The organism is Thermocatellispora tengchongensis, assembly GCF_014202315.1.
Taxonomy (GTDB): domain Bacteria; phylum Actinomycetota; class Actinomycetes; order Streptosporangiales; family Streptosporangiaceae; genus Thermocatellispora; species Thermocatellispora tengchongensis.
Genome location: NZ_JACHGN010000009.1, coordinates 183960 through 206059, shown reverse-complemented (window position 1 = coordinate 206059; position 22100 = coordinate 183960). Strand labels below are relative to the sequence as shown.

The window sequence follows — 22100 nt, the reverse complement described above, 5'->3', positions numbered from 1 at the left end:
GCGCGTTCATGCCGAAGTTCAGCAGGCCGGGCCGAGCACGTAGCCGGGGCGCTCGGGCACCCGGACGACGCGGGCCGGCGTGGAGGACAGCGTGGAGCTGGGCCTGGAGTACAGCTCCTCCTCCAGCGCCCGGATCACCCGGTGCACGGTGGAGCGGGGCAGCCGGGTGCGCGCGGCCAGGTCGGTCCAGCGTCAGCGGCCCGCCGCTCTCGGCGATGGCGTCGAGGAGCGTAACCCGGATCACCCCCACCGGTCGCCGTCACCGAGGTGCCCCCATCCACTCCCGTCACCGCGCCGCCCTCGCCGGCCGTACGGCGCCGATCCCCGCCCCGTGATCGCGCCGACCGGCGCCGTCCGCACGGCGGCGTGAGGTGGCGGCGATGGTGGCGGCATGCGTGGCCTCGACACCCGCACGGCGCAGCGCCGCGGCCAGCTCGGCCAGGGTCACCCCCGTGGTGACGACGTCGTCCACCAGTACGACCCCGCCTGCGCGGGCGCACACGGCCCGCAGACGCGCGGCACGGGCGGGCGGCACCCGGAAGACGCCCGCGAGATTGGCGGCCCGCTCCGGCGCGCTCAGCCCCGCCTGGTCGTCCACGGCCCGCACCGCCTCCACCGCCCCGGTGACCAGACAGGCCCCCGGCACACGGCGTACGGCGTGCCGGGCCAGCGCCCGCACATGATCGTGCCCCCGCCGCCGCGAGGCCGGAGACCCCGGCACCGGAACCACCACCACCGGCCGCCGCGGACACGCCGCCGCCACCACCGCCCCGAGGACGCCCCCGAGCCGGGCCGCGAGCGAGACCCGCCCCCGCTCCTTGTAACCCACGATCGCCCGCCTGGCCACGCCCCCGTACTCGGCCGCCGCCCAGCACTCCGGCAACCCCTCCGGCCCCGGCACCGGCCCCCGCCGCCCCACACCCGCCCGCAGCCCCTCGGCACAGGCGCCGCACAGCCCGTCCCCGTCGCGCCCGCACCCCACACACACCTGGGGCAGCAGGAACTCCAGCAGTCCCCCCGACACGCCCCCGAGCGTCCCACACCCGACCGACATTTCCCGGCTGGCAGGGGAGGCGAAAGCGCCCATCGCGCCCGGCCTGGGAGTGCGGGAGCGGGGTCAGTCCAGGGGGAGGAGGGGGGTGGTGGCGGGGGTTTTGGTGAGGGGGGTCCAGGTTTGCTTGACGGGGTCGAGGTAGAGGAGTTCGGGCTCGTCGTCGCCGGTGTCCTCGGCGCCGGCGAGGATGCGGTCGGCGAGGGCGGTGATGGAGGTGATGCGGGCGTCGGCCTTGATGGACTCGGAGGTGCCGTCGGTGACGTCCACGGCCAGGACCTCCTTGCCGGCCTTGCTGCCCGTCAGGACGAGGAGGGTGGTGGAGTCCTGCCAGGCGATGTCCACGATCTGCTGGCCCTCGACCGCGGTCACCAGGGGCTCGGGGTCGGCGATCGTGGTCTCGCTGCCGTTGACCGTGATCGTGCTGACCTGGACCTCGGTGCCCGTGTCGGTGGTGACGACGGCGGCCAGGCGTACGCCGTCGCGGGCCACGCGCATGTCGCGTACCTCCACCGACTCCAGTCCGGGGGCCGAGACCTTGGTCTGGGTCTTGCCGTCGAAGCGCAGGACGCGGGACGCGCGCGGGCCCACGCGGTCCACGGTCCAGATGTTGTCGTAGCGGTCCCAGGACGGGCGGGTGAGGTTGGTGCCGGTGATGCGCTGCTCCCAGTGGGAGCCCTCGGCGAGGGGGGCGGTCGCGATGGCGCTGCCGCCCTTGGTGAGGGTCGCGAGGACGGGGCGGGCGCCGCCGGAGACGGCCGGTTCGGTGTGGTCGGCGCCGGGGTGGCCGGCCACGCCGGGGACGGGGCTGGGCTCGCCCTCCTGGTTGAGCGAGTGCAGGGCGCCCTTGTCGAAGAAGTACGTGGCGGTGCGGCCGGGGTTGAGCCATTGGTCGAAGGAACCGTACCTGTCGAAGCCGACCCGCAGCGCGCCGCCGTCCTGGTAGTACGGCTCGCCGTTGACCCGGATCTCGACGTCCCAGCGCTCGGTGAGCTGGTCGAGCGTCCAGCCGATCTGGGCCGCCATGGCGCTGACGGCGTCGCGGTCGGGACCCGTCGAGATCGCGTTGGTCGCGGCCTCGTTCAGGTTGACTATGATCTTGTCGTCCTCGGTGGAGATCCCGAGCAGGCGGGTGCCGGCGGGCAGCGCGTTGCTCACGGCCGACTTCAGTCCCGACGTCGGGCCGCGCAGCAGCCGCTGCAGCATGGTCTCGGCGAAGTCGGAGGACGGGTCCACCCGCACCCGCACCTGGTCCACGACCAGGCTCTTCTGGAGGTGATCGAGGTAGTAGAGCTTGACCGGGCGGTAGCTGCGCCTGATGTCGTCCTCGGTCAGCAGCAGGCCGTCGGGGAAGTCCTTGATCCGCCAGCCCTGCGGGGTCTTGACCAGCCGGAAGTCCTTCAGGGTGTCCTCGGCGCCCTCGACCGCGCGGTACTTGCCCTCGGGGTCGATCGTGCCGGTGATCATGCCCTTGAGCATGATGCCGGTCTCGGTGGCGTCCTTGGGCGGCGGGGGCGCGTTGCCGAGCACGCCCTTGTCGTAGACGGTGACGGTGCCGTCGGGGCGCCAGGTCTGGGCGGCGGCGCCGTAGAGGTACTGCCGGGCCACGGTGTAGCCGGGGTCGTCCACGCTGGCCATGGCCGACAGGAAGCCGGTCACGACCTGCTTGGGGGTCCACTCCGGGCGCGGCGGCACGGCCACCACGCGGACGTACGGCTTGCGCAGCGGGTCGCCCTTGACGATCTCCCGGTAGGACGCCGGGTTGCCGCCGAGCGGGATCACCGCGCACGCCGAGCCGGTCAGGGCCAGGGCGAGCGCGACGCCGGCGGCGGCGCCGGCCCGGCCCGCCATGCTTCGCGCGGGCGCGATCAATGGGCACCTCCGTCCATCGCGTCGACCGGGGCGGGGGCCTGAGCCGGGGCGGAGGACGAGGCCGGCGGCGGGAGCGCGGGGGTCGCCTGGCCGCGCCAGGTACGCCGCATCTCGATCTCGGGCGGCACCAGCGACAGGGGTGAGCCGCGCAGCTCGGCCCCGGCCACGCGCGGCAGCGAGAGCCGGAACTGCGAGCCCTCGCCGGGCGAGCCCCACGCCTGGAGCCAGCCGCCGTGCAGCATGGCGTCCTCGCGCGAGATGGCCAGCCCGAGCCCGGTGCCGCCGATCGTGCGGGCCCGTGACGGGTCGGCGCGCCAGAAGCGGTCGAAGACCAGGTTCTCCTCGCCGGGGCGCAGGCCGACGCCGTGGTCGCGTACGGCGACCGCCACCGCGTCGCGGTCGGCGCCGACGGTGACCACGACGTCGCGGCCCTCGCCGTGCTCGATGGCGTTGAACAGCAGGTTGCGCAGGATGCGCTCCACCCGGCGGCTGTCGATGTCGGCCATGCACGGCTCGCTGGGCAGCCGCAGGTCGAACCGGATGCCCTGTTTCTCGCCCAGCGCCTCGGAGTCGGCGACCGCGCGCAGCACGACGTCGCGGATGTCCACCGAGTCGATGTCCAGGGTGGCGGCGCCGGCGTCGTACCGGCTGATCTCCAGCAGGTCGGCGAGCATCGACTCGAAGCGTTCGAGCTGGTTCTGCATCAGCTCGGCCGAGCGCGCGGCGGCGGGGTCGAAGTCCTCGCGCGCCTCGTAGAGCAGGTCGGCGGCCATGCGCACGGTGGTGAGCGGGGTGCGCAGCTCGTGCGAGACGTCGGAGACGAACTGCCGCTGGACCTGCGACAGCTCCTCGAGCTGGTGGATCTTGAGCGCCAGGTTGGCGGCCATCTCGTTGAAGGAGTGGGCCAGGCGGGCCAGGTCGTCCTCGCCGCGGACCTTCAGCCGCTCCTCCAACTGGCCGGCGGCCAGGCGCTCGGCGGCCTGGCGCGCGAGGCGTACGGGGGTGACGACCTGGCGGGTGACCAGCGAGGCGATGGCGGCCAGCAGCACCACGAGCCCGATGCCGACGACGACGAGCATCTGGCGCAGGTCCTGGAGGGTCTGCTCCTCCTCCGTCAGCGGGATGAAGTGGTAGATCTCGTAGCCGCCCTCGACCTTGACCCCGATGACCAGCCCCGGCTCCGGCTGCGACTTGCCGTAGTAGTACAGCGACGTGGGCTGCCACAGCGTGTCGTTGATCTGCCGGTCGCGCAGGTCGGCGCGCATCTTGGCGCTTATGCTGCGCGGCTGGATGTCGTTGGTGGCGCGGTACTCGCCCGGCAGCGACTCGTTCCTGATGATCACCGAGTAGCGGCTGGAGTCGCCCGCCCGGTTGGCCAGCGCGTTGGCCGCGCGGTCGATGGGCGAGTTGACCGCGCTCTGACCGGGCTCGCCGCCGATCGCGCCGGTCGCCTCGGGCCCCTCGGCGGTCTGGTTGAGCTGGGCCACGATGGTGGCGCGGTCGGCGAGCGCGTCGGTGACCGCGGAGGCGGCGCGCCCGTTCACGATCGTCGTGGTGATCTGCTGCATCAGGAAGAAGCCGAGCACCGCGACCACCACCACCGAGATGACCAGCGTGCTGGTGACGACGCGAAGCTGGAGCGAGCGGCGCCAGAAGCGGCGCACCTTGCCCGCGGCGCGGCGTGCCCGGCGGCGCACGCCGCGCGCGATCTGCGCCGGGGTGCGCCGCTTCGGCTTGCGCGCCGGGGGCTTGCGCTTGTCCTTCGGCTTCGCCTTCGCCTTCGCGTCCTTCGCGTCCTTCGCCTTCGGAAGGGTCATCTCGGGGTCCGGGTTCAACCTCGGGGGCGGGGGGATGCGGCCGTCAGGCCGGGCCGGCCTTGTAGCCCACGCCGCGGACGGTCACCACGATCTCGGGGTGCTCGGGGTCCTTCTCGATCTTGGCGCGCAGCCGTTGCACGTGCACGTTGACCAGCCGGGTGTCGGCGGCGTGGCGGTAGCCCCACACCTGTTCGAGCAGCACCTCGCGGGTGAAGACCTGGCGCGGCTTGCGCGCCAGCGCCACCAGCAGGTCGAACTCCAGCGGGGTGAGGTTGATGGTGTCCTCGCCGCGCTTGACGGAGTGGCCGGCCACGTCGATGGTGATGTCGCCGATCTGCAGGATCTCGGGCGTCGGCTCGTCGGTGCGGCGCAGCCGCGCGCGGACCCGGGCGACCAGTTCCTTGGGCTTGAACGGCTTGACGATGTAGTCGTCGGCGCCGGACTCCAGGCCGAGCACGACGTCGATGGTGTCGCTCTTGGCGGTCAGCATGACGATCGGCACGCCGGACTCGGCGCGGATGCGGCGGCACACGTCGATGCCGTCGGCCCCGGGGAGCATGAGGTCGAGCAGGACGAGGTCCGGCCGGGTGTCGCGGAACGCGTCGAGCGCCTTGTCGCCGTCTGAGACGAAGGACGGTTCGAAGCCCTCTCCCCGCAAGACGATGCCGAGCATCTCGGCGAGAGCGGCGTCGTCATCGACGACCAGCACGCGTCCTTTCATGGCCCCTCATTCGTTCTTCGCAGTTTGGGAGTAAATGGGCGAACCAGCACGATCGACGAAGGTTACCCCTGTCCAGCGCCAAAGCGGTACAAGGACCAACGCCGAGACCACTCGTCGCCGAATTTTAGGCGCACACGAAGCGAACGTGCCGGAATCCTCCCCGAATGGCGGCGACCGGTACCGGCCACGCGCCGGATGGTGCCCACGCGGACGCCTCCACCTCACAGTCTGCGATATCCGACGGTGTTTCGGCCATCCCCGCACCCGATCTCGGCGCCGGAACGGCCCTTGCGGGCCTCCCGGGACCCTCCCGCGGCCTCCTCGCGCCCCCTGCCGCCCCCGCGACCGCCGCACTTCGGCGCGCCTCATGCCAGGATTGGGGACATGTCAGACGGTCACGGGTCGCCCCCGGAACAGCCGCCCGGTTGGGCGGCCGAGCAGCCTCCCCCCTACACCGGGGCCTCGGCTTCACCCTGGGCCGCCCCCGGATCGTCCCCCGACGCCGGGTCCGGCGCGTCCCCCGCGCCCCCGCCCGCCCCTGGGCCGCAGGACGCCGCGCCGCCGCATGGGCAGGCGCCGCCGCAAGGCTACCCGCCCTACCCGCAGGCCGGATACGGCCCGCCCCCCGGATACGGCGGCCAGGGCGCCTACGGGTTCCGCCCGCCGCCGCCCGCGCTGCGCCCCGGGATCATCCCGCTGCGCCCGCTCGGCCTGGGCGACATCCTCGACGGCACCATCAAGCTGGTCCGGTCCAACCCCAAGTCGGTGCTCGGCCTGTCGGCGATCGTCGCCGCGATCGGCTCCATCCCGGTCGCGATCGGCAACGCCCTGCTGTACGGCGAGCTCGGCGAGAACCTGGACGACCCGGGGGCGCTGGAGAACGCCACCACCAGCGGGGTGGCCACCCAGTACGGCAGCACGCTGATCTCGCTGGCCGTGCAGTTCGTCGCGGTCACGCTGCTCACCGGGGTGCTCACCCGCATCCTGGGCCGCGCGGTGTTCGGCGGCCGGCTGACCGCGGGCGAGGCGTGGCGGCTGGTGCGGCCCCGCACCGGCGCGCTGTTCGGGCTGGTCGCGCTCACCGGCCTGATCATGCTGGCGCCGATGGTGCTGCTCGCCCTGCTGCTCGTCGCGGTGTACGCCGGCAACGCCGACCCGGTCGCGGCGCTCGGGCTGACGCTGGTGTTCCTCCTGCTCTACATCCCGTACGTGCTGTTCTTCACCACCCGGTTCGCGCTCGCCGCGCCCGCGCTGGTGCTGGAGGGGCGCGGGGTGACCGACTCCATGCGCAGGTCCTGGAACCTGGTCACCGGAGACTTCTGGCGGGTGCTCGGCATCCTGCTGCTGACCTCGCTGCTCGCCGGGCTGATCGGCTCGGTGTTCACCATTCCGTTCACCTTCGTCGGCGCCTTCGTCGGCCTGCTCGGCGGCGGCTCGACCGGCTCGATCATCCTGACCGCGGTGCTGATCACGGTGGGCGCCACCCTGGGCTCGATGATCACCTATCCGGTCCAGGCCGGGGTCTACGGCCTGATGTACGCCGACCGCCGCATGCGCGCCGAGGCGTTCGACCTGGTGTTGCAGACCGCCGCGATCGAGCAGCAGCGCCAGGGCTGGGTGCACGCCTCCGCCGACGACCTCTGGCTCCCCGAGAACGCGACCCCGCCGCAGCCGCCCCGCGCCGACACTCCCTGACCCCGACCCCACGCGCCCATGACAACCCCGTACCTCCTGCTGAGTCCGCCGGTCGACATCGAGCGCGGCGAGGCGCAGGGCCGTGCCCTGCGCGAGCTGCTCGGCGGGCGCTACGAGCACGAGTCGCTGCCCGACCGCGTGATGCGCACGGTGCAGCAGTACCTCGGCGACCTCTTCGACACCACCGCCGGGCCCGCCGGCGGCCTGCTGGCGGTCGCCGGGATCGTGCTGGTGCTCGGCGGGCTGGTGGCGCTGCTGGTGTGGCAGGCCAAGCGGGCCTCACGCGGGCGCGCCAAGCGGGCGGCGGAGGACATCTTCGGCGCGCGGGCGCGCAGCGCGGCCGAGCACCGGGCGGAGTCCGAGCGGCTGGCCGCCGAGGGCCAATACGCCGAGGCCGTACGCGAGCGGCTGCGGGCCGTCGCGCGCGACCTGGAGGAGCGGGCGGTGGTCGATGGGCTACCGGGCCGCACCGCCGACGAGCTGGCCCGGGAGGCCGGGCGCGCCCTGCCCGCCTTCGCCGCCGACCTGGCCGCCGCGGCCCGGGTGTTCGACGACGTCACCTACGGCGAGGTGCCCGGCACCCCGGCGGCGTACGAGACCCTGCGCTCGCTGGACGAGCGGCTGCGCGCCGCCAAGCCCGCGCTCGCCGAGGGGGCCCGGTGAGCGCGCCGGCGGCCCCGTCCACGTCCCTGGCCCCGACGCCGGGCGTGGTCTGGCGGCGGTGGCGGGGCACCCTGGTCGTCGGCCTGCTCGTGCTGTTCACGGCCGGGGTCGTGGCGGTCTTCTCCGGCGGCGACTCGGGCGAGGCGAACGACCCCGCCGACTCCTCCCTGTCGGGCTCGCTGGGCCTGGCCCGGCTGCTGGCCCAGGAGGGCGTGCGCGTGGAGCGGGTCACCAGCGCCGCGACGGCGGCGGCCGCGGCCGAGGCGGCGGGCGGCGACGCGCTGCTGCTGGTCACCGCGCTCTCCTACCTGACCCCCGGCGACCTGCGGACACTGGCCGACGCGCCCGGCGACCGGCTGCTCGCGGGCGTCGTCTCGCCGCACCTCGCGCCCGGTGTGACGGCGGTGGACAGGGCCCGGCCCCGCTCCCGCGAGCCGGAGTGCGCGCTGCCCGCGGCGGTGAAGGCGGGCTCGGCGTACCTGGGCGGGGTCGCCCTGGACGGCCCGCCGGGTGCAATCGGCTGCTATCCCTCCGCCGACGGGCCCACGCTCGTCTCCTACACCCACCAAGGCCGCCGGATCACGGTCGCGGGCGGCGCCGAGTTCCTGACCAACCTGCGCCTGGCCGAGGACGGCAACGCCGCGCTCGCGATGAACCTGACCGGCGCCCGCTCCACCGTCGTCTGGCTGACCGCCCCCGACGAGCCGCCGCCGCTCGCCGGGCCGTCCGGCAGGAGCTTCGAGGAGCTGATCCCCGCAGGCGTCTGGTGGGCGGCCGGGCAGCTCGCGCTGGCGGTGGCGCTGCTGGCGCTGTGGCGTGGCCGCAGGCTCGGCCCGGTGGTGGCCGAGCGGCTGCCGGTCGTGGTGCGCGCGGCCGAGACGGTCGAGGGACGCGGACGGCTGTACCGGGCCGGGCGCGCCCGCGACCGGGCCTCGGCGGCGCTGCGCGCGGGCCTGCTGGACCGGATCGTCCCCCGCCTCGGCCTGCCCCCCGACTCCGGCCGCGACGCCGTGATCGCCGCGGTCACCGCGCGCACCGGACGCGACGGCCACGAGGTGGCCGCGATCCTCTACGGGCCGCCCCCGGCCGACGACGCGGGGCTCGTGGCCCTGGCCTCGACCCTGGACACCCTCGAAAGGCAGGTCAAAGACTCGTGAGCACCGACTCCGTGAGCAGCGCGGCGGCCGAGCAGGCGCTGTCGGCCCTCGGGGCGCTCCGCGCCGAGGTCGCCAAGGCCGTCGTCGGCCAGGACGCCGTGGTCACCGGCCTCGTCATCGCGCTGCTGTGCCGGGGGCACGTGCTGCTGGAGGGCGTGCCCGGCGTGGCCAAGACCCTCCTGGTGCGCACTCTCGCCGCCGCCCTGTCGCTGGACTTCAAGCGGGTGCAGTTCACCCCCGACCTGATGCCCGGCGACGTCACCGGCTCGCTGGTGTACGACGCGAAAACCGCCGAGTTCGAGTTCCGCGAGGGCCCGGTCTTCACCAACCTGCTGCTCGCCGACGAGATCAACCGCACCCCGCCGAAGACCCAGGCCGCGCTGCTGGAGGCGATGGAGGAGCGGCAGGTCAGCGTCGAGGGCGCGGCACGGCGCCTGCCCGACCCGTTCGTGGTGGCCGCGACGCAGAACCCGGTCGAGTACGAGGGCACCTACCAGCTTCCCGAGGCGCAGCTCGACCGGTTCCTGCTCAAGCTGACCGTGCCGCTGCCGCCGCGCGAGCAGGAGATCGCGGTGCTGGAGCGGCACGCGCGCGGTTTCGACCCGCGCGACCTGTCGGAGATCAAGCCGGTGGCGACGGCCGCCGACCTGGCCGCCGGCCGCGCCGCCGCGGCGGCCGTGCACGTGGGCCCCGAGGTCCTGGGGTACGTCGTGGACCTCGCCCGCGCCACCCGCCAGTCGCCCTCGCTCCAGCTCGGCGTCTCGCCCCGCGGCTCCACGGCGCTGCTGGCCGCGGCCCGCGCCTGGGCGTGGCTGTCGGGCCGCGGCTACGTGACCCCCGACGACGTCAAGGCGCTGGCCCGGCCCACGCTGCGGCACCGCGTGCAGCTCCGGCCCGAGGCCGAGCTGGAGGGCGCGACGCCCGACGCGATCCTGGACGGCATCCTCGCCTCGGTCCCGGTGCCGCGGTGACGGCGGCGTACAGGGGGCCGCTGTGGCGCTGACGGGCCGCGCCGGGCTGCTCGCGGCGCTCGGCGCCGTCGCCGTGCTGTTCGCGCCCGAGCCGGGGCTCGCCCTGGCCGGGATCGCGCTGCTGCTGCTCGCGCTGATCCTGGCGGACCTGGCGCTGGCGGGCGCCGTACGCCCGCTGCGGTTCCACCGGGCCGGCGACTCGACCGTGCGCCTGGGGAACCAGGCGCGGGTGGAGCTGATCGTGGAGAACCCCGGGTCCCGGCGCGTACGCGGCGCGCTGCGCGACGCGTGGCCGCCCTCGGCGGGCGCGGCGCCGCGGCACCTGGCCCTGGACGTCCCCGCGGGCGAGAAGCGCCGCCTGGTGACCACGCTGACGCCCACCCGCAGGGGCGACCGCGAGGCGGTCACCGTGACGGTGCGCTCGCTCGGGCCGCTCGGCGTGGCCGCCAGGCAGGGCGCGCACGAGGTCCCCTGGACCGTACGCGTGCTGCCGCCCTTCCTCAGCCGCAAGCACCTGCCGTCCCGGCTGGCCCGGCTGCGCGAGCTGGAGGGACGCCATCCGGCGCTGGTGCGCGGGCAGGGCACCGAGTTCGACTCGCTGCGCGAGTACGTCGTGGGCGACGACGTGCGCTCCATCGACTGGCGGGCCACCGCCCGCCGCCACGACGTGGTCGTACGCACCTGGCGGCCCGAGCGCGACCGGCGCGTCCTGATCGTCCTGGACACCGGCCGCACCTCCGCCGGCCGCGTCGGCACCGCCCCGGTCCCGCTGGCCGGCGCCCTGCCCCGCACGCCACCCGGCGAGGCGGCCGGCGCCGACGCCGTGCCGCCCGGCTGGCCCCGCCTCGACTGGTCCATGGACGCCGCCCTGCTCCTCGCCGCCCTCGCCGCGCGGGCGGGCGACCGCGTGGACTTCCTCGCCTACGACCGCGCGGTGCGCGCCTGGGTGTCGGGCGCGAGCCGTACGGAGCTGCTGTCGGCGCTGGTGAACGTGATGGCCCCGCTGGAGGCCGAGCTGGTCGAGTCCGACTCGGCCGGGATGGTCTCCGCCGTGCTGTCGCACGCCAAGCGGCGCTGCCTGGTGGTGCTGCTCACCGACCTCAACTCGGCGTCGCTGGAGGAGGGCCTGCTGCCGCTGCTGCCGCAGCTCTCCGCGCGGCACCTCGTGCTCGTCGCCGCGGTCTCCGACCCGCGGGTGGCGGCCATGGCCCGGGGCCGCGGCACGCCCGAGCTGGTGTACGACGCGGCGGCGGCCGAGCGCCTGAACGCCGACCGCCGTGCCATCACCGCCCGCCTGCGCCGTCACGGCGTCGAGGTGGTGGACGCGCTGCCCGACGACATCGCCCCCGCCCTGGCCGACGCGTACCTCGCCCTGAAGGCCGCGGGCCGCCTCTAACGGGGGCCGGCCGCGCGGGGCGTCAGCCTGCCGACGGGGCCAGGTCGGGGGCGCGCTCGACGTCGCCGGTCTCTCCGGACAGCGCCGCCCGCCGCCCGAACACGAGCACGTACGCCAGGAACACGACCTCGGCCAGCACCCCGATGCCGATCCGCGCCCACGTGGGCAGCCCGGACGGGGTGACCAGCCCCTCGATCAGGCCCGCCACCAGCAGCACCGCGACCAGCCCGAGCGCGACGCTCATCACCGCGCGCCCCTCCTCGGCCACCGCCTGCATGCGGGCGCGCGCGCCGGGCGCCACCGCGGTCCAGCCCAGCCGCAGCCCCACCGCGGCGGCCAGGAACACCGCGGTGAGCTCCAGCAGGCCGTGCGGGGTGATCAGCCCGAAGAACACGTCGAGCCGGTCGCGCGAGCCCATCAGCCCGGCGATGACGCCGACGTTGGCGGCGTTCTGCCACAGGATGTACGGGATCGGCAGCCCGAGCAGGATGGCCGACACGATGGTCTGCGCCGCCACCCAGGCGTTGTTGACCCACACCTGGCCCGCGAACGAGCCGGCGGGGTTGGCGGAGTAGTAGTCGGCGAAGTCGTGCTCGACGAGCTGGGTGATCTCCTCCGGGGTGCCGACCGCGGCCTGCACCTGGGGGTCGCCCGCCACCCAGAACCCGATCACGGTCGCGACCGCGTAGAACGCCGCCGCGCTCCCGAGCCACCACCACCGCGCCCGGTAGGCCACGACCGGGAACGACACCGCGAAGAACCGCACGAACTCCCGCCAGGCCGGCGTGTGGGCCCCGGTCACGGCCGCCCGCGCCCGCGCCACGAGCGCCGAGAGCCGCCCCACCAGCGCCGCGTCGGCCGACCGCGACCGCACGATGGACAGGTGCGTCGCCACCCGCTGGTACAGATCGACCAGCTCGTCCACCTCGGCCCCGCTCAGGGACCGCTTGTGCCGCACGAGGTACTCCAGCCGATCCCACGTGCCCTTGTGGGCCCCCACGAACGCCTCGATGTCCACGCTCCGACCCTAGTGCCCGAGCGGGGACCCGTGGCGCCGCGTGGCCCCGCTCGCCCCCGCCGCCCCGCTGCCCGCCCCGTCGCCCGCTGCCCGCCCCGTCGCCCCGTCGCCCATCAGCGGCCGGAGCCCGGGAAAGGGCGGAGTGCGGCAGAATGGGCGCGGTGCGGGGGCGATGCGGCGAGGGGAGGCTTGTCGGGTGTCCGATGTGGTGACGGGGGACGCCGTCGTCGTCGAGGTACGGGTGGCGCAGCTTCCCAGCCGGGCGCTGGCCCTGATCATCGACATGGTCGTGCAGCTCGCGCTGATGCTGCTCGTGGGGCTGCTGGTCGGCAGCGCGACCGTGCTGACCGACGAAGCGCTGACGTTCGCGCTCACGCTGCTGCTGTCCGTCCTGGTGGCCGTGGGCTACCCGGTGATCTTCGAGACGCTGACCCGGGGGCGGAGCCTGGGCAAGTACGCGCTGGGGCTGCGGGTCGTGAGCGACGACGGCAGCCCGGAGCGGTTCCGGCAGGCGCTGTTCCGGGGCCTGGCCGGGGTGCTGGAGCTGTGGATGCTCAGCGGGGCGCCCGCGCTGATCTCCTCGCTGATCTCCGAGCGGGGCAAGCGGCTGGGCGACGTCTTCTCCGGCACGATCGTCATCTCCGAGCGCATCCCCCGGGCGGCGCAGGCGCCCGTGGTGATGCCGCCGCAGCTCGCCGGCTGGGCGTCCGGGCTCGAACTGTCCCGGCTGCCCGCCGAGGTCGCCGACACCGCGCGCCAGTACCTCTCCCGCTGGCACGACCTGTCGCCGTCCGTGCAGCACGCCATGGGCGGGCGGATCGCGGCGCAGGTGGCCTCGTACGTGTCTCCGCCACCGCCGCCGGGCGTGCCCGCGCACGCGTACCTGTCGGCGGTGCTGGCGGAGCGGCGGCGGCGCGAGGAGATGCGGCTGGCCCGGCAGTCCCCGTCCCCGGCCGTCCAGGCCCCCGCCGCCCCGGCGCCCCAGTACGGCCTTCAGTACGGCCCTCAGGGGACGTCCTACGCTCCCCCTCCCCCGCCTCCTCCAGCCCCGGCCCCGCCCCCGGCTCCAGCCTCGAACCCGGCCCCCGGCGAGGGGACGCGCGACCGGCCGACGCCGGGCGGGTTCGTACCGCCTGCCTAAAAAATTCTCTGGATGTGTGCATGAGTCCCCCTGTGCCGGGCAAAGGGGCACGAAGCGAGTGATTGGGGCATTGCTCGCTTTGGGGGACTGGGGACGGCCCGCGCGGAATGGGAGAGGCTGCGCGGACCGTCCCCTTCTTCGTGTTACGCCGCTACCGGCCTAGTGGTGGTGGCCCCAGGTCCGGTACGACTCCTGCGTCTGGACGTTGAGCAGGTCGAACTTGACGCGGTTGGCCGAGTTCGTCCGCCAGTCGTTGATCTTCAGGATGTCCAGGCCGTGGTTGAAGTCGGTGCCGTAGATGTAGCCGTTGTAGTAGTACGCCGACCAGAAGCCACCGGCCAGCGGGGTCGCGTACGGGCCGCGCTCGAAGTAGCCGATCTCCTTGGGGTTGGCGGAGTCGGTGAAGTCCCAGATCGAGACGCCGCCCTGGTACCACGCCTGCACCATGATGTCGCGGCCCTTGACCGGGATCAGGGAGCCGTTGTGCGCGACGCAGTTCTCGGTGTCCGCCTGGTGGCGCGGGATCTTGAAGTAGCCCTTGAACACGAGCTGCTTGTTGACGATGTCGTAGATGGCGTTGGCGCCGCGGTTCGGGCCGGTCGCCTCGTTGCAGGTGGCGCCGCTGCCACCGCCCAGCTCGTCGGTGAAGACGACCTTGTCGCCGCGGTTGTTGAAGGTCGCCGAGTGCCAGAACGCGAAGTTCGGGTCGGTGGTGCGCGCGATGACCTTCGGGTTCTCCCGGTCGCGGATGTCGAACAGCACGCCGTCGCCCATGCAGGCGCCCGCCGCGATGTCCTTCTCCGCGTACACGGTGATGTCGTGGCAGCCGGAGGTGGGCACGAGCAGGCCGGGCTGGGTCTCGTTACCGCCGTCGGGGAAGACGACCGGGGTGCTCACCACGGCCGCCGCCGTCGGGTTCCGCAGCGGGACCTTTACGATCGAGATCTTGTCGTGCGGCGTCTTGCAGTTGGGGAAGTTGTCCGCCGGCAGGTACGACGAGATGTACAGGTAGACGTTCTTGCCCCACTTGTCGGGGACGAGGGTGTGGGTGTGGGACCCGCAGTCGGTCTCGACGGACTTGATGTACTTGGGGTTGGCCTTGTCCCTGATGTCGAAGATCCGGATGCCCTCCCAGGACGACTCGATCGTCGCGCTCTGCGACGTGCTGGAGCACGAGTCGTTGTTCCTGGAGGAGTCCACGGAGCCGAACAGCAGGTCGCCGTAGACCGACACGTCCATCTGCGAGCCGGGGCACAGGACCGAGCTGACCACCTTGGCCTGCTTGGGGTTCTTGATGTCGTAGATGGTGAACCCGCCGTAGTTGCCGGCATAGGCGTAACGGCCCTGGAAGGCGAGGTCGGTGTTGATGGTCGTTGCCAGGGGCTCCGGCTTGGGCACGTTGAGAACATGCTGCACGTTCTGGCTCATCACGATCTCATCGGGCCCCGGGATGTCCGCTGCTTGGGCGGGCATCGCCGTGAACCCCAGCGCCGCCGCGACGGTGGTCGCGACGGCGATCCGGCCTCTCAGACCGGTCCGGGCGAGGGAGAACACTCAGGAACCTCCTTGGTCCTACGCACACAGATAAGGTGCGCATAAATGAGCAAATTCTGACTCCCATCCCGTCAATGGTCTAGGCAGCAATGTGTCAATAGAAAGTACATGTCTGCCCCCTTTACCCGACATACCGCCACAAGTTAGGGTGCACGGTCCCACATCAGACATGAAGGAGGTCGGGTGCGCACGGCATTCGTCCTGGTCAGGCAGATAAGGGCGGGACGCTTTTCCCCCGGGCTCGCGCTCGCGGGCACGGCGGCACTGGTGGCGCTGCTCGCCTCGGCCGGGTGCAGCGGCTCCCCCGCCGCCCCCGTGACCCGGCCCACCGCCCCGGTGATCGCCCCGGGCGAGCCGGGCGAGCCGGCCAGGACGCTCCAGCCGAGCGAGGCGGCGACCGCCATCCCGACGCCGACGGCCAACGCCGCCGACGTGCTGTTCATGCAGAACATGATCGTCCACCACCGGCAGGCCCTGGACATGAGCCTGCTCGCCCCCTCGCGCGCCGCGTCCGACGGCGTCAGGCGCTTCGCCGACCGGATCAAGGACACCCAGGGCCCGGAGATCAACCTGATGACGAGCTGGCTGCGCGAGCAGGGCCAGAAGGTGCCCGACCACCACGCCGCGCACGCCGGCATGCCGGGCATGGCCACCCCGGAACAGCTCGACCGGCTCAAGGCCGCCACCGGGGAGGAGTTCGACCAGCTCTACGTGCAGCTCATGATCGCCCACCACCAGGGCGCGATCACCATGGCCCGCGAGGTGCTGGAACGCGGCTCGCACGTACGGGTACTGGAGCTGGCCGAGGACATTTCGGTCACCCAGGCCGTGGAGATAAACCGAATGAGCCGCCTTTAATACGCTTTATTACCTAATGTCGGTTTCGGTGTCAGACGTAACACGCATTTGACCCGCCCTCAACACAGGCCGCGCCAGCCCGACCGATAAAGGGCCGGGCCGCATGAGCGCCCTGGTGTCCGCTCCTTCACCCCAGGCCCGTGCCGGGCCAGGGCGGTACGGGGCGCGGAACCGGTAGCAGCGCGCCCCCACCCCGCGCTCGTGCCGGGCCAGGGCGGCGCGGGGCGCGGAACCGGTAGCAGCGCGGCCCCACCCCAGACCCGTGCGAGGCCAGAGCAGTGCACGGCCGAAGCCGGTGGCAGCGCGGCCCCGCCCCCGGGCCCTTGCGGGGCCAGAGCAGTGCAGGGCCGAAGCCGGTGGCAGCGCGGCCCCGCCCCGGGCCCTTGCGCGGCCCCGCACCGGGCCCTTGCGCGGCCCCGCCCCGGGCCCTTGCGGGGCCAGGGCGGCGCGAGGCGCGGAACCGTAGTAGCGCGGGCCCGTGCGGGGCCTGGGTGGTGCAGGGCCGGCGCCGGTAGCAGCGCGCCCCCACCCCGGGCCCGTGCCGGGCCAGAGCGATGCGGGGAGCGGAGCCGGTAGCAGCGCGCCCCCGCCCCAGACCCGTGCCGGGCCAGGGCGGCGCGAGGCGCGGAACCGTAGTAGCGCGGGCCGTGCGGGGCCTGGGTGGTGCAGGGCCGGCGCCGGTAGTAGCGCGGCCCCACCCGGGCCCGTGCCGGGCCAGAGCGCGGTGCGGGGCACGGAAGCGGTAGTAGCGCGGCCCCGCCCCAGAACCGTGCGAGGTCAGGAGGCCGGCCTCTCACCTCGGCCTCCTGGGAGGCGGGGCGGACGGCCTTTCACATTCCCGGTCTCGTGGGCGGCCCGGGGCGGCCCACCGTGCACCGCGCATGCCACGCCTCGGACGAGGGGGCGCGCCCTGGGGGGCGGTTCAGGCGGTGCCGGAGCGCCAGGAGTGCAGGTACGCCTCCTGGTCCGGCGTGAGGGTGTCCACCCGTACGCCCGCCGCGTCGAGCTTGAGGCGGGCGACCTCGGTGTCGACCTCGGGCGGCACGTCGTACACGCCCGGTTCGAGCCCTTGGTGCTCGCGGACCAGCCAGGTGACCGCGAGCGCCTGGGCCGAGAAGGACATGTCCATGACCGCCGCGGGGTGGCCCTCGGCGGCCGTCAGGTTGACCAGGCGGCCCTCGGCCAGCAGCAGGAGGCGGCGGCCGTCGGGGAGGACGTACTCGTCGGTGCTGGGCCGGACGCCGCGGTGGACGGCGGCGGCCAGGCCCTCCAGCGCGCGGACGTCGATCTCCACGTCGAAGTGGCCGGCGTTGGCCAGGATCGCGCCGTCCTTCATCAGCACCAGGTGCTCGCCCCGGATGACGTCGCGGTTGCCGGTGACGGTGACGAACACGTCGCCGAGTTCGGCGGCGGCGGCCATGGGGCGCACGTCGTAGCCCTGGAGCGTGGCGTCCAGGGCCTTGACCGGGTCGATCTCGGTGACGATCACCCGCGCGCCCAGGCCCTTGGCCCGCTCGGCGACGCCCCGGCCGCAGTAGCCGAAGCCGGCCACCACCACGGTCTTGCCGGCGAGGAGGGTGTTGGTGGCGCGCATGATGCCGTCCACGGTGGACTGGCCGGTGCCGTACCGGTTGTCGAACATGCGCTTGGTTCGGGTGTCGTTCACCGCCACCATCGGGAACCGCAGCGCCCGCTCGGCGGCCATCTGGCGCAGCCGGATGATGCCGGTCGTGGTCTCCTCGCAGCCCCCGATCACGCCCGGCAGCAACTCCACCCGCTCGGTGTGCAGCGTGTTGACCAGGTCGCAGCCGTCGTCGAGGACGATGTCGGGCCCGATGTCCAGCGCGGCGTTGATGTGCCGGTAGTAGGTCTCGCGGTCCACCCCCGCACGGGCGTGGACCGCGATGCCGTAGTCGCCCAGCGCCGCCGCCACGTCGTCCTGGGTGGACAGCGGGTTGGACGCGGCCAGCGCGATCCGCGCGCCGCCCGCGCCCAGCGCGCCCATCAGCACCGCCGTCTCGGCGGTGACGTGCAGGCACGCGGCGATCTTCAGGCCGTCGAGCGGGCGCTCGGCGGCGAAGCGCGCGCCGACCGCGTGCAGCACGGGCATCGCCCGCGCCGCCCAGTCGATGCGCCGCTCCCCCGCCTCCGCGATCTCCACGTCGGTGCCCGCCCGGGTCGGCTCAGTAGCGGTAGTGGTCGGGCTTGTACGGGCCCTGCACGTCCACGCCGATGTACTCGGCCTGCTCCTTGGTCAGCTCGGTGAGCTTGACGCCGAGGGCGTCGAGGTGCAGCCGGGCGACCTTCTCGTCCAGGTGCTTGGGCAGGGTGTACACGCCCACCGGGTAGTCGGCGGTCTTGGTGAACAGCTCGATCTGCGCGATGACCTGGTTGGTGAAGGAGTTGGACATCACGAACGAGGGGTGACCGGTGGCGCAGCCCAGGTTCATCAGCCGGCCCTCGGCCAGGACGATGATGGAGTGGCCGTCGGGGAAGACCCACTCGTCCACCTGCGGCTTGATGTTGTTGCGCTTGATGCCCTCGACCCGGGCGAGGCCGGCCATGTCGATCTCGTTGTCGAAGTGGCCGATGTTGGACACGATCGCCTGGTGCTTCATCTTGGCCATGTGCTCGGCCGTAATGATGTTGAAGTTGCCGGTGGCGGTCACGAAGATGTCGGCGATGCCGACGACCTCGTCCAGGGTGGTGACCTGGAAGCCGTCCATGGCGGCCTGGAGCGCGCAGATCGGGTCGATCTCGGTGACGATGACCCGGGCGCCCTGGCCGCGCAGCGCGTCGGCGCAGCCCTTGCCCACGTCGCCGTAGCCGCACACGACGGCGACCTTGCCGCCGATCAGCACGTCGGTGGCGCGGTTCAGGCCGTCGATGACGGAGTGGCGGCAGCCGTACTTGTTGTCGAACTTCGACTTGGTGACCGAGTCGTTGACGTTGATCGCCGGGAACAGCAGGCGGCCGTTCTTGTGCATCTCGTACAGGCGGTGCACGCCGGTGGTGGTCTCCTCGGTGACGCCCTTGATGCCCTTGGCGATCTCGGTCCACCTGCCGGGACGCTCGGCGATCGAGCGGCGCAGCGTGTCGAGGATGATCTTCCACTCCTCGGGGTCGTCGGCGCTCGCGGTCGGCACGGCGCCGGCGGCCTCGTACTCGGCGCCCTTGTGCACCAGCAGCGTCGCGTCGCCGCCGTCGTCCAGGATCATGTTCGGGCCGCCCCCGTCAGGCCACTGCAGCGCCTGCTCGGTGCACCACCAGTACTCCTCCAGCGTCTCGCCCTTCCAGGCGAAGACCGGCACGCCCTTGGGGTCGTCGGGGGTGCCGTCGGGGCCGACGACCACCGCGGCGGCGGCGTGGTCCTGGGTGGAGAAGATGTTGCAGCTCACCCAGCGCACGTCGGCGCCCAGCTCGACCAGGGTCTCGATCAGCACCGCGGTCTGGATCGTCATGTGCAGTGAGCCCATGATCCTGGCGCCGGCCAGCGGGCGGGTGCCGGCGTACTCGCGGCGCGTGGCCATCAGGCCGGGCATCTCGTGCTCCGCGAGCTGGATCTCTTTGCGTCCGAAGGCGGCCAGCGAGAGGTCGGCGACCTTGAAGTCCATCTGATTCCCCTCTGGATGATGTCGTCGCAGCGAGTTTACGGGCGCGCTTCACACGGACGCACCTTGACGCGAGCGAATCTGACACAAGAATGTGAAGATGCGTATCACGGAGGCGGCACGGCGGCTCGGCATGTCCCCGCGGATGCTCCGCTACCGGGAGGCGCTCGGGCTCCTCCCGCCCGTGCGCGACCGGGGCGCGCACCGCAGGTTCGGCGAGGAGGAGCTGGCGGCGGTGGCCCAGGCCATGGAGCTGGAGCGGCGCTTCGACGTCTCCCCGGCCGAGCTGGCCTTCGGCCTGCGCGTGCTGACCGAGCCCGCGGTGGCGCACGCCGTACGCGAGCTGGGGCTGCGCATCGGCCGCATCCAGGCGCCCCGGCGCGCCCTGGACTTCGAGAAGGAGAAGGCGCTGCGGCTGCTCCGCGGCGCCCCGCCCCCGCGGCGCTAGCCCGCCGAGGGGGCCTTGGCCTTCTCGTCCTGGTAGAGGTCGGGTTCCAGGTAGATCACCCGGGCCATGGGCACCGCCGTACGCACCCGCTGCTCGGCGGCGTCGATGCCCCGCGCGACCTCCGAGGCCGTGTCGTCGTGGTCGATGGCGATCTTGGCCGCGACCAGCAGCTCCTCCGGGCCGAGGTGCAGCGTGCGCAGGTGGATGACCTTGGGGACCTCCGGCCCGGCGGTGAGCGCCTTGACGATCTCGGCCTCCATCTCCGGGCCCGCGCTCTCGCCGATCAGCAGCGACTTGGTCTCCACGGCCAGGACGACCGCGATGGCCGCGAGCAGCACGCCGATCATCATGGTGCCGACGGCGTCCCAGCGTCCGTCGCCGGTGACGACCGCCATGGTCACGCCGAACAGCGCGAAGATCAGGCCCAGCAGCGCGCCGAGGTCCTCAAGGACGATGACCGGCAGCTCGGGCGACTTGGACCGGCGGATGAACTGCACCCACGACTGCTTGCCGCGGACGTGGTTGGCCTCGCGGATCGCGGTGCGGAAGGAGAACGTCTCGGCGATGATCGCGAAGATCAGCACGCCGAACGCCACGATCGGGGTCTCGACCGGGTGCGGGTCGCTCCACTTGTGCCAGCCCTCGTACAGCGAGAACAGCGCGCCGACCGTGAACAGCACGACCGCGACCACGAAGGCGTAGAAGTAGCGCTCGCGGCCGTAGCCGAACGGGTGCTGCGGCGTGCGGGCGCGCTCGGCCCGCTTGCCGCCGACGAGCAGCAGGATCTGGTTGCCCGAGTCGGCCACCGAGTGAATCGACTCGGCGAGCATCGACGACGACGCGGTGATCACGAAGGCCACGAACTTGGCCGCCGCGATCGACAGGTTCGCGACCAGTGCCGCGATGATCGCCTTAGTACCGCCACCCGCGCTCACGTCTCGTCCCCACCCATCGTGTTGCGAAATAAGACCAGGGGAAGCTTATTGGGTTATTCGCGCCTTCAGTTCGGCGATGGCAGATACCGGGGTCGGATCGATGCCGTATCCCAGCGCCAGGTAGACACTGCCGTAATCGGCCAGGCCGATCAACCCCGCCAGCCGCTCCAGCGGATGCCCGCCCTCGCCGGCCAGCTCGGTCACCGGGACGTCGCGGTCGTGCGCCATGCGCACCGCGACCTCGCGCCGCCGCGCGTCCTCCTGGTACTCCTCGGTGTCGCGGAACACGAACAGCCGCAGCGAGCGCCCGGCGTCGTCGGAGAAGATGTCGCGGCCCGCGAACGGGCCGTCGAACACCGCGAGCTGGTCGTGCAGGGCCTCGGGGATCTCGCCCACGATCGCCGGGTACTTGGCGTTCTTGTGCAACTGGCCGGCCAGCCGCCTGGCCGCCACCGAGGCCACCGGCGCGGCCCCCCAGATGATCGGCACCGTGCCGGCCAGCTCCATGGCCAGCAGCTTGCCCGGGTTGATGAACGACTCGCTGGACGGGCGGCAGCGGTGGGCCATGTCCTCCAGCCGCCCGGCCGCCGCCTCGAACACGGCCTCGTCGATCCGGCTCAGCCCCAGCTCGCCCGCCGCGACCAGCAACGGCACCGTCAGGCCCCACACCGCCGTACGGGACGGGCCCTGTGCCCGCACCTCCGCGTACGGCGCCCCGGCCTGCCTGGCGATGGCCCGCAGCGGCGTGTCCTCGCCGCCCACGGCGAGCAGCCTGCACCCGCGGCGCACGGCCTCGGCCGCCACCGCCAGGGTCTCCTCCGACCGGCCCGAGTGCGACACCGCGATCACCAGGTCGGCCGCGCCCACCCAGCCCGGCAGCCGGTTCGAGCGCACGCTGAGGATCGGCACGGGGACGCCGGGACCGCACACCGCGGCCAGGATCTCGCCCGCGACGGCCGAGCCGCCCACGCCGGCCACGACGACCGCGCGCGGGCGCCCGTCGGCCGCCAGCGCGTCCAGCTTGGCCTCCCTGGCCAGCCGGAGGGCCACCCGGATCTGCGCGCCGGAGGACGCCACCGCGCGCAGCATGGCGCCGGCGTCGCGCTCGACCAGATGGTCCTGGTCGTCCAGCCGGTCGGGCTCCCACTGCAGCTCGCCGGTCACCGCGCCTCTCCCCTCGCCTCTCCCCGCA

19 protein-coding genes are annotated in these 22100 nt (G+C 73.3%); 8 read left to right on the top strand and 11 right to left on the bottom strand.

Annotated features, from left to right (window positions below):
- Positions 1-18: 18 nt before the first annotated feature.
- From HNP84_RS55130 to mtrA, 5 genes are all read right to left on the bottom strand, one after another.
- Positions 19-180 carry a helix-turn-helix domain-containing protein gene (locus HNP84_RS55130; protein ID WP_221336606.1) on the bottom strand — a complete coding sequence of 54 codons (162 nt, stop codon included), beginning with the start codon at positions 178-180 and terminating at the stop codon, positions 19-21.
- A 106-nt stretch (positions 181-286) separates the two neighbouring features.
- Positions 287-1024: a ComF family protein gene (locus tag HNP84_RS22250; RefSeq protein WP_185051711.1), complete on the bottom strand. Its 738-nt coding sequence runs from the start codon at positions 1022-1024 to the stop codon at positions 287-289.
- 93 nt (positions 1025-1117) lie between these two features.
- Positions 1118-2923, bottom strand: a complete 1806-nt coding sequence (locus HNP84_RS22245; protein ID WP_185051710.1) for an LpqB family beta-propeller domain-containing protein — start codon at positions 2921-2923, stop codon at positions 1118-1120.
- Positions 2920-4740, bottom strand: a complete 1821-nt coding sequence (gene mtrB / locus HNP84_RS22240; RefSeq protein WP_185051709.1) for an MtrAB system histidine kinase MtrB — start codon at positions 4738-4740, stop codon at positions 2920-2922. Before mtrB ends, HNP84_RS22245 begins: the two co-directional genes overlap by 4 nt.
- Before the next feature lie 43 nt (positions 4741-4783).
- Complete coding sequence (mtrA, locus tag HNP84_RS22235; RefSeq protein WP_185051708.1) at positions 4784-5461, bottom strand: MtrAB system response regulator MtrA; 678 nt, start codon at positions 5459-5461, stop codon at positions 4784-4786.
- A 384-nt stretch (positions 5462-5845) separates the two neighbouring features.
- Between mtrA and HNP84_RS22230 the strand changes: the two genes are divergently transcribed.
- Genes HNP84_RS22230 through HNP84_RS22210 form a run of 5 tightly spaced genes read left to right on the top strand, consistent with a single transcriptional unit; the run spans position 5846 to position 11343 of the window.
- Positions 5846-7156, top strand: coding sequence for a DUF7847 domain-containing protein (locus HNP84_RS22230; protein ID WP_185051707.1), 1311 nt, complete (start codon positions 5846-5848; stop codon positions 7154-7156).
- 18 nt (positions 7157-7174) lie between these two features.
- Entirely contained in the window at positions 7175-7819 is a 645-nt protein-coding gene (locus tag HNP84_RS22225) for a DUF4129 domain-containing protein (protein WP_185051706.1), read from the top strand.
- Positions 7816-8976, top strand: a complete 1161-nt coding sequence (locus tag HNP84_RS22220; protein ID WP_185051705.1) for a DUF4350 domain-containing protein — start codon at positions 7816-7818, stop codon at positions 8974-8976. Before HNP84_RS22225 ends, HNP84_RS22220 begins: the two co-directional genes overlap by 4 nt.
- Positions 8973-9947, top strand: coding sequence for an AAA family ATPase (locus HNP84_RS22215; RefSeq protein ID WP_312925464.1), 975 nt, complete (start codon positions 8973-8975; stop codon positions 9945-9947). Before HNP84_RS22220 ends, HNP84_RS22215 begins: the two co-directional genes overlap by 4 nt.
- A 22-nt stretch (positions 9948-9969) precedes the next feature.
- Positions 9970-11343, top strand: coding sequence for a DUF58 domain-containing protein (locus tag HNP84_RS22210; protein WP_185051704.1), 1374 nt, complete (start codon positions 9970-9972; stop codon positions 11341-11343).
- A 22-nt stretch (positions 11344-11365) separates the two neighbouring features.
- Here HNP84_RS22210 and HNP84_RS22205 read toward each other — a convergent pair whose 3' ends face one another.
- Positions 11366-12361 (bottom strand): stage II sporulation protein M, encoded by a 996-nt coding sequence (locus tag HNP84_RS22205; protein ID WP_185051703.1) that lies wholly within the window; start codon positions 12359-12361, stop codon positions 11366-11368.
- Between the two features lie 196 nt (positions 12362-12557).
- On the opposite strand from HNP84_RS22205, the gene HNP84_RS22200 reads away from it, so the two are divergent.
- The gene (locus HNP84_RS22200) at positions 12558-13502 is read left to right on the top strand and encodes an RDD family protein (protein WP_312925462.1); all 945 of its coding nucleotides are present in this window, start codon (positions 12558-12560) and stop codon (positions 13500-13502) included.
- Between the two features lie 159 nt (positions 13503-13661).
- Here HNP84_RS22200 and HNP84_RS22195 read toward each other — a convergent pair whose 3' ends face one another.
- A complete protein-coding gene (locus HNP84_RS22195) occupies positions 13662-15056 on the bottom strand; it encodes an LVIVD repeat-containing protein (protein WP_185051701.1) in 1395 nt (464 codons plus the stop codon).
- Between the two features lie 183 nt (positions 15057-15239).
- Between HNP84_RS22195 and HNP84_RS22190 the strand changes: the two genes are divergently transcribed.
- Positions 15240-15914, top strand: coding sequence for a DUF305 domain-containing protein (locus tag HNP84_RS22190; protein WP_312925460.1), 675 nt, complete (start codon positions 15240-15242; stop codon positions 15912-15914).
- A 922-nt stretch (positions 15915-16836) separates the two neighbouring features.
- On the opposite strand, the gene HNP84_RS22185 is transcribed toward HNP84_RS22190, so the two are convergent.
- Both HNP84_RS22185 and ahcY read right to left on the bottom strand, forming a co-directional pair.
- The gene (locus HNP84_RS22185) at positions 16837-18075 is read right to left on the bottom strand and encodes an adenosylhomocysteinase (RefSeq protein ID WP_185051700.1); all 1239 of its coding nucleotides are present in this window, start codon (positions 18073-18075) and stop codon (positions 16837-16839) included.
- Positions 18076-18097: 22 nt separating this feature from the next.
- Complete coding sequence (ahcY, locus tag HNP84_RS22180; RefSeq protein ID WP_185051699.1) at positions 18098-19528, bottom strand: adenosylhomocysteinase; 1431 nt, start codon at positions 19526-19528, stop codon at positions 18098-18100.
- A 97-nt stretch (positions 19529-19625) separates the two neighbouring features.
- On the opposite strand from ahcY, the gene HNP84_RS22175 reads away from it, so the two are divergent.
- Positions 19626-19973 carry a MerR family DNA-binding transcriptional regulator gene (locus HNP84_RS22175; protein WP_185051698.1) on the top strand — a complete coding sequence of 116 codons (348 nt, stop codon included), beginning with the start codon at positions 19626-19628 and terminating at the stop codon, positions 19971-19973.
- On the opposite strand, the gene HNP84_RS22170 is transcribed toward HNP84_RS22175, so the two are convergent.
- Both HNP84_RS22170 and HNP84_RS22165 read right to left on the bottom strand, forming a co-directional pair.
- Positions 19970-20908 carry a cation diffusion facilitator family transporter gene (locus tag HNP84_RS22170; protein ID WP_185051697.1) on the bottom strand — a complete coding sequence of 313 codons (939 nt, stop codon included), beginning with the start codon at positions 20906-20908 and terminating at the stop codon, positions 19970-19972. The genes HNP84_RS22175 and HNP84_RS22170 overlap by 4 nt on opposite strands.
- A 45-nt stretch (positions 20909-20953) precedes the next feature.
- Entirely contained in the window at positions 20954-22072 is a 1119-nt protein-coding gene (locus HNP84_RS22165; RefSeq protein ID WP_312925456.1) for an SIS domain-containing protein, read from the bottom strand.
- Between the last annotated feature and the right edge of the window lie 28 nt (positions 22073-22100).

Excerpts from the sequence above, each read along its gene's own strand:
- mtrB (WP_185051709.1), bottom strand. The coding sequence starts at position 4,740 with ATGACCCTTCCGAAGGCGAAGGACGCGAAGGACGCGAAGGCGAAGGCG.
- mtrA (WP_185051708.1), bottom strand. The coding sequence starts at position 5,461 with ATGAAAGGACGCGTGCTGGTCGTCGATGACGACGCCGCTCTCGCCGAG.
- HNP84_RS22230 (WP_185051707.1), top strand. The coding sequence starts at position 5,846 with ATGTCAGACGGTCACGGGTCGCCCCCGGAACAGCCGCCCGGTTGGGCG.
- HNP84_RS22225 (WP_185051706.1), top strand. The coding sequence starts at position 7,175 with ATGACAACCCCGTACCTCCTGCTGAGTCCGCCGGTCGACATCGAGCGC.
- ahcY (WP_185051699.1), bottom strand. The coding sequence starts at position 19,528 with ATGGACTTCAAGGTCGCCGACCTCTCGCTGGCCGCCTTCGGACGCAAA.
- HNP84_RS22175 (WP_185051698.1), top strand. The coding sequence starts at position 19,626 with ATGCGTATCACGGAGGCGGCACGGCGGCTCGGCATGTCCCCGCGGATG.